Source organism: Luteibacter rhizovicinus DSM 16549 (genome assembly GCF_001887595.1).
Classification (GTDB): Bacteria; Pseudomonadota; Gammaproteobacteria; order Xanthomonadales; family Rhodanobacteraceae; genus Luteibacter; species Luteibacter rhizovicinus.
Genome location: NZ_CP017480.1, coordinates 3,993,317 through 4,004,579 on the forward strand (window position 1 = coordinate 3,993,317; position 11,263 = coordinate 4,004,579).

9 protein-coding genes and 2 pseudogenes are annotated in these 11,263 nt (G+C 62.5%); 6 read left to right on the forward strand and 5 right to left on the reverse strand.

The genetic code is table 11. From position 1 onward, the window contains the following. The first annotated feature begins 40 nt into the window (after positions 1 to 40). Positions 41 to 850 (forward strand): GNAT family N-acetyltransferase, encoded by an 810-nt coding sequence (locus tag BJI69_RS18190; protein WP_046967687.1) that lies wholly within the window; start codon positions 41 to 43, stop codon positions 848 to 850. Between the two features lie 14 nt (positions 851 to 864). Here the strand turns inward: BJI69_RS18190 and BJI69_RS18195 are convergent, their stop codons facing one another. Next, on the reverse strand, positions 865 to 1,464 hold the full coding sequence (locus BJI69_RS18195; RefSeq protein WP_162200987.1) for a TetR/AcrR family transcriptional regulator: 600 nt from the start codon (positions 1,462 to 1,464) through the stop codon (positions 865 to 867). 114 nt (positions 1,465 to 1,578) lie between these two features. On the opposite strand from BJI69_RS18195, the gene BJI69_RS18200 reads away from it, so the two are divergent. From BJI69_RS18200 to BJI69_RS18210, 3 genes are all read left to right on the forward strand, one after another. After that, entirely contained in the window at positions 1,579 to 2,334 is a 756-nt protein-coding gene (locus BJI69_RS18200) for an SDR family NAD(P)-dependent oxidoreductase (RefSeq protein WP_046967686.1), read from the forward strand. After that, positions 2,331 to 3,620 (forward strand): MDR family MFS transporter, encoded by a 1,290-nt coding sequence (locus BJI69_RS18205; protein ID WP_046967685.1) that lies wholly within the window; start codon positions 2,331 to 2,333, stop codon positions 3,618 to 3,620. The genes BJI69_RS18200 and BJI69_RS18205 overlap by 4 nt, the downstream gene beginning before the upstream one ends. A gap of 226 nt (positions 3,621 to 3,846) precedes the next feature. After that, entirely contained in the window at positions 3,847 to 4,638 is a 792-nt protein-coding gene (locus BJI69_RS18210; protein WP_162200986.1) for an alpha/beta hydrolase, read from the forward strand. Positions 4,639 to 4,667: 29 nt separating this feature from the next. Here the strand turns inward: BJI69_RS18210 and BJI69_RS18215 are convergent, their stop codons facing one another. Further along, the gene (locus tag BJI69_RS18215; RefSeq protein ID WP_046967684.1) at positions 4,668 to 5,264 is read right to left on the reverse strand and encodes a TetR/AcrR family transcriptional regulator; all 597 of its coding nucleotides are present in this window, start codon (positions 5,262 to 5,264) and stop codon (positions 4,668 to 4,670) included. Positions 5,265 to 5,417: 153 nt separating this feature from the next. Here BJI69_RS18215 and BJI69_RS22955 point away from each other — a divergent pair. After that, a pseudogene (locus BJI69_RS22955) lies at positions 5,418 to 5,807 on the forward strand (RidA family protein); the annotation flags it as partial. A gap of 111 nt (positions 5,808 to 5,918) precedes the next feature. After that, a pseudogene (locus BJI69_RS22960) lies at positions 5,919 to 6,215 on the forward strand (RidA family protein); the annotation flags it as partial. 8 nt (positions 6,216 to 6,223) lie between these two features. Here the strand turns inward: BJI69_RS22960 and BJI69_RS18230 are convergent. From BJI69_RS18230 to BJI69_RS18240, 3 genes are all read right to left on the reverse strand, one after another. Beyond that, positions 6,224 to 6,808 carry a hypothetical protein gene (locus BJI69_RS18230; protein ID WP_046967683.1) on the reverse strand — a complete coding sequence of 195 codons (585 nt, stop codon included), beginning with the start codon at positions 6,806 to 6,808 and terminating at the stop codon, positions 6,224 to 6,226. Positions 6,809 to 6,846: 38 nt separating this feature from the next. After that, entirely contained in the window at positions 6,847 to 8,421 is a 1,575-nt protein-coding gene (locus tag BJI69_RS18235; protein WP_046967682.1) for a tryptophan halogenase family protein, read from the reverse strand. Between the two features lie 172 nt (positions 8,422 to 8,593). Continuing rightward, positions 8,594 to 11,023: a TonB-dependent receptor gene (locus BJI69_RS18240; protein ID WP_046967807.1), complete on the reverse strand. Its 2,430-nt coding sequence runs from the start codon at positions 11,021 to 11,023 to the stop codon at positions 8,594 to 8,596. Between the last annotated feature and the right edge of the window lie 240 nt (positions 11,024 to 11,263).

Genomic DNA, 11,263 nt, shown 5'->3' on the forward strand with positions numbered 1-11,263 from the left:
CACCTGTTTACCTCCCCCACCATGCAAGCGGAGCTCATCCATGTTCGAACGTGACCCGGTCCTACTGAACGAACAATTCATAGCCTTCGGAAAGCTGCTCGTGGCGGGCAGACCCGGGGCCGATACCTGGGAGAAGGATGGGATGAGGACGTATTGGGCAGGCAGCCCCGCCGTTTTCTTCAACCTGATCTTCCTTTCCGAGCCCGTCACGGATCGCACGATGCTGAATCGACGACTGCACGTGGCGGCAGATTACATGCGATCGAAGACCGACCCAGGACTGTTCTTCATATCGGAGGACTATCTCGATAACGAGGTTCACGGAGCATTCGACGCTGCCCTGGAAGAAGCCGGTCTCGTATCGATGATCGAAACGATTGGCATGATCGGCGATCTGTCCGCCTTCGAGGAAGGCTCGAAACCTGCTGAGCTTCGCTTCGCGCGCGTCACCGACGAGAGCGGATTCTACGAATGTGCCGACATAAATAGCGAGGCTTACAGCTTACCCGTAGAGCTGATGCGCGATGGACTCGATGGTGCGACGCTGTGGAAGAAGAGTGCCTATTGCTATCTCGCCTATCTAGGTGACGCTGCCGTAGCGACAGCGTCTGTCGTGGAAATCGAAGACGTGCTTTATGTCGGACTCGTGGCCACGCGACCGGACGCGCAACGCCGCGGATTCGCGGAGGCTACTGTACGGCACGCGTTGAGGGTCGCAAGCGAGTCAACCGGCCACCGGAAGACCTGCCTACATGCGACGCAAGCGGGCTACCCAGTTTATGAGCGTATGGGCTATACCCCGGTGACTCGCATACTGGGCTTCGGCCCAGCTGGTTCGTCAGACTCATGACCTCAGGCGGAGGCCTAACGCCCTTCCGTTCGATCGTCGACCATCCGCTGGATGGCATCTCCCATGCTTCTCTCCGCAGCCTTTGCGGCATGCGAGCGTGAGCCAAGACCCAACCGGTGACACACCGTCGCCAGGCCGACGACACACGCGGCAATGGCGGCCGCTCGCCCTGCCGCATCCTTCCCGGACAGTTTGGCGGCTAGAGGGTTGATAAACCCGTCCTTGAATGCAGCCGACAGCGCTTCAGCGACCTCGGGGCTGTCGGACGAGAGAAGCAGGAGCGAGAGCGCATTGAAACCGTCCGGGTCCTCTGTTCCTGAGGTGCCCACAGCGGCACCGGCCAGAAAGCGGCCGATGTTTGCCGAGTCAGCGGGGAGATGCGCCACAACGTCGAAAGCGCCGTCGCAAGCAGCGACGAACAGGCCCTGCTTTCCACCAAAGTGACGCGAGATCATTGCGGGATCAACGTCGGCTCGCTGCGCAATCTCGCGGACCCCCACAGCGTCGTAGCTCCGTTCGGAAAACCAGAAACGCGCGGACGACAGGAGTTTGTCGCGCGTCCTCTGTGATTTGGCTCCCCCAACTGGCATGGCAGGCGCGTCGCGTTTGGTCATGGGCAGCTCCGACGAATCAATCCAGGACATAATGTCATCAACTGTTGACACTATCAAGAATCAAGGGCAGCCTATTGTCATCAACTGTTGACTTTAGGCTTGGAGCGCACGCCCATGAACAGCAATGCAGGCAGGTTCGAAGAGAAAATCGCCCTCATCACCGGCGGATCCAGTGGCATTGGGCTGGCAACGGCCCGGCTGTTCCACCAAGGCGGTGCTCGGGTCTTGATAACCGGCAGGGATGCGTCGCGCCTGGCGGCAGCAGCGGAAGCGATCGGTCCAGGTACAAGAACGTTGGTGGCGGACATGGCGCGAGTCGAGGACGTCCAACGGATCTTCGATCAGGTCGCAGATGGATTCGGACATCTCGACATCCTTATGGCGAATGCGGGTACGTCGCACACGCCTGCCCTCGATGACGTTGACGAGGCCGCGTTCGACGCGATGTCCGATCTGAACTTCAAGGGCGTTTTCTTCACCATGGTGCATGCCATCCCGGTGCTCGCGAGGGGCGCCTCGGTCATCATTACCGGATCCGCAGCCGCCGATATGGGGCGCCTGGCGGACCCCTTGTATGCAGCGACGAAGGCCGCCGTGCGCAGTCTCGCTCGTACCTTCGCAGCCCATGAAGCGTTCGCCGGACGAGCCATCCGCGTCAACGTCTTAAGTCCCGGCCCTGTTCGGACACCGCTAACCGAAGAAGCATGGAAGGACCCGGCGGTAGATGAGTACGTTCGTAACGCGGTACCGCTAGGTCGGTGGGCCGAGCCGGAAGAGGTGGCACGCGCGGCGGCGTTCCTGGCATCGTCGGACTCCTCATACATGACGGGCAGCGTGCTCGCGGTTGACGGCGGACTGGCGCAGGTATGACCGCCGAATCCGCATCGAGCGACGCCGCATCCGAACGGCAGAAGGCCCTTTCACGGGCGTTGCTGCCGATGATGCTGGTCCTCTTTGTCGCCACCCTGGACCAGACCATTGTCGCCTCGGCACTCGGGCCGATCGGAAAAGCCCTCGGCGGCAGCGACGTCTCGTGGATCGCAACGGCATACCTCCTGACAGGCGCCCTATCGACCTTGATCCTCGGGCGCATGGCGGACGTCTTTGGAAAGAAGCGTACGTTTCAGGTAGCGCTCGGACTCTTCATCGTGGCCTCCTGCCTGTGCGCCGTCGCCCGGACGCTGCCCGCACTCATCGCGTTTCGCGCGCTGCAGGGTGTGGGTGGCGGCGCGTTGAGCTCCCTGGTCATGACGATTGTGGCGGCGCTGGCACCTCCGCGGGCGCGCGGCAAATACCAGGCAGCGCTGGGTATCGTTCCTGCCATCGCCGTGGTGTGCGGACCACTGATCGGTGGGCTGATCGTTGAGCACATGGGCTGGTGGTGGATCTTTCTCGTCAATCTGCCTATCGGGCTCGTCGCCATGGCCCTCGTTGCGATTCACCTGAACGTGAGTGAGGCTCCGTACGCAGCGCAGTATGCGGGGCACCGAACCGGCTTGTCGGCCTCGCTTGTCGCTCCCAGCATCTTCTGGTTGTCGGCGGTGTTGTTCATGTTGTCGACGGCCGTCTTGTTCGTGGGAATGCTCTACATTCCCCTGACGTTGCAGGATGTCTACGCGCTGGCGCCTGCGACCGCCGGCGCCTCAATCATCCCGATGCTGCTTGGCCTTGTCGCGGCATCGGGTGTGGCAGGAACCGTTGTTGCCCGTACCGGGCGCTATCGCGCCATCCCCATCATTGGCACCGCGTGCATGGGAGCGAGCCTGGGCTGGCTGACCGCCATGGCATTCATTCCTTCGCCCACGATGATCATTTGCGCGGGCACGACGCTCGGTGTCGGCGTCGGCCTCGTCATCCAGAGCGCACTTCTCGCTGGCCAGAATGCCGTTGCCGAACGTCATCTCGGCTTGGGAACTGGCGTTCTCAACTTCTTCAAGACCATCGGCGGCGCGTTGGGTGCCTCGGCAGCGGTGATCGTCCGTTTCGTCTTGCCTGCTGATAGCGCAAGCCTTTTCCAGTCCTACCGCTTTTGCTTTGGCGCAGGCCTTGTCGCCGCTGTCTTCAGCGTCGTTGTTGCCCTGTTGCTGCGCGAGCGCCCGCTTTCAGCGGCGATGACGGACGTCGCCTCTGGGGCCACTGAAGCGCCGGAATTTTGAGCCGATACCTATGAACGTCCTTGGTTCTCTCCTGCCCATAGCGACGACTCTCGCGGCGCTCATCTTCGCCGGCGCCTGGCTATTGTTTGCGCGGCACAGTCATCAGGTTGGAGAGATCGTCGTCGTCACGCTTGCAGGGCGAGCACGGTCGCGCCTGCTGCGTCTCATCGTGCCGCTTTTTGCGAAGGTCACACCCAGGCTCCGACTAGCCTCCGATGGCGTCACCGTGACTACGATCCCTATCACCTCCGCCATCTGTACCGGCATCGTCACTCTGTACGTCCCCGACGATCCGGCCGGAGGTCCCTGGCCTGTGCATTTCAGCTACCACAGTGGCGGCTACGCGACAGGATCACCGCGCCAGGACGACCTGATCTGCCGACATCTTGCCGTAACCGCCCGTTGCGCCATCGCGAGCGTCGAGTACCCACTGGCGCCGGAACACCGCTATCCATCGGCAGTCATCCACAGTCTGGCCGTCATGCGTACGTTGCTTCGTCACGGAAGATCGTGGCGTCTGGATGCATCGAGAGTGACGGTGGGCGGATTCAGCGCGGGAGGCGGTCTCGCTGCCGTGCTCGCCAGACGAATCCGCGACGAAGGCGCATTTCGCCTTAGCGGCCAGGTGCTTGCCTATCCATGGCTTGATCTCGCCTGGACCAATGATCCCGTCAAGGAACCGGGCATGGGTAATGCGCTCCCGCCATCCATGCTGCCGTTCTTTCGCGCGATGTATCTGCCGCGGGTCACCGACCGTGAATCCGCAGACGTATCCCCGCTTCGGTGTACGACGCTTTCGGGTCTCGCTCCGGCGTGTATCGTCACCGGAAGCCTCGATCTCATCAACGAGCAGTCACAGGCCTACGCCGAGCGTCTGAGTCAGGCGGGCGTATCGACCGAATACCACGAGTTCGCAGGTGCGGACCACGGTTTTACGCACTCCGGGCCCCTTCCGGCTGCGCGCGAAGCACTCGCTTTGATGACGGCCGCGCTGACACGCTTTCACTGCCGGACGTGAAGCCGCTACGCGACCGGATGTCAGTCCGGTCAGCCCCGCTTAGCCAGGAATCCTTCGGCCATGAGCCGGAACGCCTCGATCGCCTTCGGCAGGACCACGTGCGGTTCATCGCTCGCCGCGATCCAAAGAGCAGCGTTGAGTGCGGTGCCGCTCAGAAGGCGTGCCGCGGCCTCGATATCGACTGGCCTCATGACGCCCTCGGCGATCAAATCGGCGACCGACTGCTTCGTGATGCTCAGGCAGGCATTTTGGCTCGGCCATTGCGAAGGGTCGCCCAGGAAGGCAGGCCCATCCAGCAGGACAATCCGTCGGATTTCCGGGTCCAATGCCATCTCGATATACGCTTCGCCTTCCGCTAACAGCCCCTCCCACGCACTTGCCGCGGATGCTCCAGCCTCGTGCGCACGCGCCGCCATTTCGCCGTCGACCTCCGCGACGACAGCAGCCAGCAGTCCCTTCTTGTCGCCGAAGCCATGGTAGAGAGCGCCACGGGTAAGGCCGACCGCGGCAGTCAAATCATCCATGGAAGCCGCCGCAAAACCCGACGCCGCGAACGCCTTTCGCGCCGCGCCGATCAGCTTGATGCGGTTCTGCTCCATCGTTTCAGCGCGCCGTTTCAATGCCATGCAAGCCTCCATATTTCACATACGGACCGTATTTGGGGTTTGACGGTCGGTGCGACGCGTGCTTTCATATACGAGGCGTATATTACATCGCGGCTTTGCTGGGATGTCCAGAAAAGCCGGTCGGTGGACCGTCTCGCCTATGAGGACGACGAAATGACCCAGCGTGAATCAGTGTTTCCAGCCAACCGGCACGCACTCTACGAGGCTCACGGCTATTCCCCCGCCATCCGATCGGGCGACCTCTTATTCGTGTCAGGTCAGGTCGGCAGCCGTCCCGATGGCTCCCCTGAACCTGACTTCGAAGCGCAGGTCCGCCTGGCCTTCGCCAATCTGGAAGCCACGCTCGCGGCAGCAGGATGCACCTTGGACGACATCGTCGACTTGACGTCGTTCCATACGGACCCGGAGAACCAACTGGGCACGGTCATGGCGGTGAAAACCGAGAAGTTCCCGCAGCTCCCGTATCCGAACTGGACCGCTCTTGGTGTCAATTGGCTCGCGGGGTTCGACTTCGAGATCAAGGTGACCGCGCGCATTCCGGCACGCACATCCGCGTTGGTGAGCCGCCGCAACCCTCCGACATTGTGGGATATGGCATCGGGCGGGTACTCGCAAATCAGTGTGGCAGAACCCGGCCGCCTGGCCTTCCTGTCCGGCCAGGTCGCCTGGCGCCCCAGTGGCGAGGACGCGCCCAAGGACATCCCTGGCCAGGCAAAAGTCGCGGCTGCGAACCTCGCCGCCGCACTCAAGGAACTCGAGGCATCGTCGCAAGACATCGTCATGCTCCGCGTCTACGTCGTGGATGCAACGACTGAAGCGTTCCTGCAGGTCATGACCGCTCTATCTGACCTGGTCGGGGACGCGATGCCCAGCATCACGACGATCGGCGTCCAGGCGCTTTATTCGCCGGACATCCTGGTCGAGATCGAAATGGTGGTCCGCGTCCCCTGAGAAGGATGTCAGCCGCCGTACTTGGCCGGAATCGGAAACTCCGCCGTCTCACCCTGCCAGTAAATCGTCACCACCCACCAACGGTGACCATCGAACAGCAGCTGAAAGCTGTTGATCCCCCGCTGAAACGGCTTCGCATCAGCCGCCGCATGGCGCGATTCGTACGTGCTGAACACCTGGACGATGTTGCCGTAACGGTCCTCCGTGCGGTGAGCCTCACGCTCGAAGAAGCCATCCTTCTTCAGCATGGGGCCACCCACCCGGATGTAATCCTCCACGCTCATCACATGGGCCGCGGTGAGACCATCCTTGTCTGTGCGCGCGGAAATCAGGCGCGCGCCAGGCAAGAACAGGGAACGCATGCGATCCCAGTCACGCTCCTGCCCTTTGGGACCCGAAATCACATCGTAGACCGCATCGATGATCGCGCCCATCGATGCCACGTCCGCGGGTCGCGCGACGGGCGTTTCGGCGGCGCTCGTGGCGGCTTGAGCAGGTGCGGGAGTGCTCTGCGCGGGAGAGGCCTGAAGCGGTGCCCCGGCAAGCGCCAGGACACAGAACAACGTCAAGGGGCGAAGCGATGCAAGATCCATAGCGTGCTCTCCGCGGTCGGTGGTGGCTACCGACGCAGTTATACCCCAACCGCCTCGCTACGCTGCCTATGCTCACGGCACATCTGCTCGACAAACGCCCGATGGTCCGGCAGATCATCGAGTGCCAGAGACCCCGCCTGGCGGATCACCGCGAATTCCTTCCGCGCCACATCCATATCCGGGTACGCACTCCGCATGGGCTCGAGATCCGTCCGGAACTCCATCCCATACAGCACGTACTGCCAGCTGGAGGTCATGAACATCTCCAGATCGCTGACGAAGTCCAGCCGATGCGGCGGGCGCAACTTCCACTTCTCGAGCTTCTCCTGCAGGGTCTGAGGGATGCTCGCAGGGTCAGTATTGTCGATCCAGAAGGGCGAATCGCGCCGCTGGCTCAGGCAGTAATGCATCTTGATGAAGTCGATGATCCGGTCGTACCGCGCCACCATCATCTCGTTGAAATGACGCGCCGCACTTTCCATATCGTCGGTGTCGCCGGGCAACAGATGCGTCAACAGATAGGTCGCCAACTCGATCAGCGCGATGCCAGTCGACTCCAGCGGCTCGACAAAGCCGCCCGCCAAACCTACCGCCACGCAGTTCTTGCGCCAATGCTCAGGCCGGTACCCTGTCTCGAACTTGATATGAAAGGCCTTCAGGCCCTCCCCTGCTTTACCCAGATAGCGCCGGAAGACTTCTTCAGCACGATCGTCAGTGGTGTGCCGCGAGGAGTACACGTATCCAGAACCACGCCGCTTCTGCAACCCGATGTCCCAGACCCAGCCAGCCTCCTGGGCAGTGGAAATCGTGTACGACGGGATCGGCGCATCAGGCGTCTCGTAAGGCACCTGGATAGCCACCGCCCGATCGGCGAACAGCACGTCCGCACGGCTGCGGAACGGCGACTGCATCGCGTTGCCGATCAGCATGCCGCGCAGTCCGGTGCAGTCCACGTAGAGATCGGCGGTGAGCTCGCCCTCCTCCTTCGTCACCACGCGTGCGATGGCGCCGTGCTCGTCCAGCTCCGTGCGCTCGACCGTCGCTACGTGCCGAACCACGCCGAGCGTCTCCTGGCCGTGCTCGGCAAGCACCCGCGCGAAGCAGGCGGCATCGAAGTGGAACGCGTGATTCATCGGCCCCTGATAGTCCGCATCCTTCGGGCGCTTGGGCGCGCGGGAATGATCGACCAGAAAGCTCTGCATCGAGACAGCATCAGCGAACGACGTGCCTTCTGGTGCAGCGCCGAGTAGCCAGTACGGCAGCAAGTCGGGGCCACCAGGTCGCTGGCTGGGTGCGTTGAACGGATGAAAGAAATGGTCCGGCCCCGGTGTCCCCGGCGGCCGTACCCAATGGCGATAGTGGATGCCCTGCTTGTATGTCGCGGTAGCACCGACCAGAAAGCGGCGCTCGTCGAGGCCGATGGCCGCCAGCGTGCCGCGGATCGAGGGGAACGTCGCTTCGCCCACACCGAGCAGGCCGATGTCCGGCGACTCCACAAGGTGCACCTGCACGCTGCGCGGGTCGACGGCGTTGACCGCCTTGGCCAGATAGCATGCCGCCAGCCAGCCGGCGGTGCCGCCGCCGACGATCAACACTTTCTTCAGACGCGCCATGGTGTGTCCCTGCGGGTGCCGCTCGATAAGAGAAAAGAACTGCCGGGCACGCCCCACACGGACCCGGCAAAACGCCATTCCCAGGGAGGGTTAGGCGACGCTCCCTCGAACGTCGCCAATAGAACGGCAAACCTCAGGCGGCACGACTGTCGTGGGGCCGCCATGCATCAGGTCAGAACCAAATACCAAGCTGGACGCCATACGTACGCGGTGCGAGGTACTGCGACACGTACTGCAGTGAGCCGTCGGCCATCAGGAAGCGGCCGGCACTCGTGCGGGTCTTCTTGTCAGTCACGTTCTGCACGTAGCCGTTGACCCACCACTTGTCACCCGGCTCGCTGTAACGCAGCGACAGGTCGCCACGCACGTAGGCTTTCTGCTTGTCGCCCTCGCCCAGGTTGAAGTAGCTCAGCCACTGCGAGCTCTGGTACTGCGCACTGGCGCGCGGCGTGAGGCGTCCGCCATTGCTGAGATGGAAGGTGTGCTCGTAGATCGCGGTGAGCGACAGGTCCGGCGCATGCGGCAGGTCGTTGCCGGTGACGTCCATGCAGTTGGCGAGATTGGACGCCGGCGGGCATGCCGGCAGGCCCTGGTAGTCGTTGGAGCCGGCATAGGTCAGCGTGCCGAGCTTCTTCTTCGGAATGGCCGAGAAGATCAGGTTGAAGCGATCGTCCTGCTGCTGGTACGCCAGCTCCGACTCGAAGCCGAGCACCTTGGTGTTGCCGCCGACGTTGGAGAAGCCCAGGCCGTGGTTGCCGTCCGGATAGACGATGGGTGCGGACAGCTGGAAGTTCTTGAAGTCCTCGTAATAGACGGCCGTGTTCCACGTCATGTGGCCATCGAGGAAGCTGAACTTGCTGCCGACTTCGTAGTTGGTCAGCGACTCGGGCTTGTACAGCGTGCCGGCGTCCTGCGTGCCGCCGGACTTGTAGCCGGTCGATACGCTGGCGTAGACCATGCCGTTCTCGCTGACGTCGGTATCCAGGCGAATCAGCCAGGTCGGCTTGCTCTTGGTGTACTTGGCGGTATTCCGCTGCGAGATGGCGAAGCCGTTCGACGGATCCGGATACACGTCCGGGGAGATCGGCAGCTGCGGCACGGTCGGGTCGTATGCCCAACCCCAGTTGATGCCGCCCTTGTTTTCCTTGTCGTCATGCGACCAGCGCGCACCGCCGGTAAGGCGCATGTGATCGGTGAGATGCCAGGTGGCCTGGCCGAACAAGGCATACGACTCCACCGTTTCCTTCGGCTGGATGAAGGAACCCTGCCAGCTCACGGTGCCGTAGCGCGTACCGTTCATGATGGGGATGTCGAACCGGATGTCGTTGTTCTCGTAGCCGTAGTACGCACCGAGGATCCAGTCCACGGTCTGCGGACCGGTGGACTTCAGGTTGAGCTCCTGGCTCCAGTTCTTGTAGTGGGAACTGTTGGTGCGATCGTCCTGGTAGACGCCGTTGGTGGTGAAGCTGGTGGGCACGCTCACGCCGACGTCCTGGTCGAAGTCGCTCTGGCCCGAGTACTTGTTGTAGCCGGCGATGTAGCTGAGCTGCACGCCGTCGTTGATGTTCCAGTCCATGCGGCTGCGCACGGTATTGGACGTACGGTGCAGGTAGGGCGCGGTGTCGATGAGCGCCGACCAGAACTTCTCCCCTTCCCGCGGCGTCTGCATCAGGCTCATGCTGGGCGTGCCACGATCGATGAAGTACTCGTACGACAGGTTCCACTTGAACGAATCGCTGGGCTGCCACAGCGCGCTGACGCGTGCGGCGGACTGGTCCTGCGCGTTGTACTTGTCGCCCTTCTGCACGTACTGGCCGGGATCGATCGGCTTGAAGTTGGCCAGCGTGCCGCCGGATGCGAGATACGTGGTTTGCTGCTGCGCCACGCTGGGCAGCTGGCCCGACGGATCCTGGTAGTCCACGTAACCATCGTGCTGCTCGTGCACCACGGCGACGCGCATGGCAAAGGTATTGCTGATCGGCAGGTTGAAAGCGGCGCGCGAGCCGATCTGGTTGTAGTTGCCTGCTTCGACCTGCGCGTTGCCGTAGAAGCCCGCGCCGATGTCCGGCTTGGCCGTCTGGAAGCTGATGGCGCCGGCGGTCGAGTTGCGGCCCCAGAGGGTGCCCTGCGGACCGCGCAGTACTTCGACGCCATCCATGTCCAGCAACAAACCCGACGCGGCCTCGGCGCGTGGTGCGTACACGCCGTCGACGAAGGTGGCGACTTCGGGATCGGCGTATTCGGTCTTGGCGCTGTCGTTACCGATGCCGCGCAGGGTCAGCGTCACGACGCCATGATCGCCCTGCGAGGTGCCTTGCAGGCCTGGAACAAGCTTGGTCAGGTCCTGCACGGTCATCACGCGCTCGCGGTCGAGCGTGTCGACGGTGATTGCCGTGACTGCGACCGGCGTTTTCTGCAGCGGCGTATCGCGCTTGGTCGCGCTGACCGAGATGGCGTCGAGGTTCTGCACCTTCTTATCGGCGCCCTCCGGATTCTTCGACGACGGGTTTTGCACCGTCGTGTCCTGATCCGCCGCGAGCAGCGTGCCCGGAACAAACGCGAGTGACATGGCGACATACAACAACTTGTGACGCAGATTCATCTGGCTCTCCCCATCGATCAATCGTTCGGATCATTGATGTCAGCCGTACGTAACGGCCATGACAAAGCTTCCCTAACTCCCCTGGCGCCCTGTCATCCCCTAAATGACAGCGCTGTCATTAATGGATGATAGAGCGGTATGTCGTTGAATGCTTGCCGCATGGCAGCAAGTCATCCAGGCAGCGACAAACGCATGTTGCAAGGCCCCGCACCGCTTGCCGCCGACTTCAACGATGCCAAA

Coding starts and splice junctions, on each gene's coding strand:
- BJI69_RS18190 (WP_046967687.1), top strand. CDS start 41: ATGTTCGAACGTGACCCGGTCCTACTGAACGAACAATTCATAGCCTTC.
- BJI69_RS18195 (WP_162200987.1), bottom strand. CDS start 1,464: ATGACCAAACGCGACGCGCCTGCCATGCCAGTTGGGGGAGCCAAATCA.
- BJI69_RS18200 (WP_046967686.1), top strand. CDS start 1,579: ATGAACAGCAATGCAGGCAGGTTCGAAGAGAAAATCGCCCTCATCACC.
- BJI69_RS18205 (WP_046967685.1), top strand. CDS start 2,331: ATGACCGCCGAATCCGCATCGAGCGACGCCGCATCCGAACGGCAGAAG.
- BJI69_RS18215 (WP_046967684.1), bottom strand. CDS start 5,264: ATGGCATTGAAACGGCGCGCTGAAACGATGGAGCAGAACCGCATCAAG.
- BJI69_RS18230 (WP_046967683.1), bottom strand. CDS start 6,808: ATGGATCTTGCATCGCTTCGCCCCTTGACGTTGTTCTGTGTCCTGGCG.
- BJI69_RS18235 (WP_046967682.1), bottom strand. CDS start 8,421: ATGGCGCGTCTGAAGAAAGTGTTGATCGTCGGCGGCGGCACCGCCGGC.
- BJI69_RS18240 (WP_046967807.1), bottom strand. CDS start 11,023: ATGAATCTGCGTCACAAGTTGTTGTATGTCGCCATGTCACTCGCGTTT.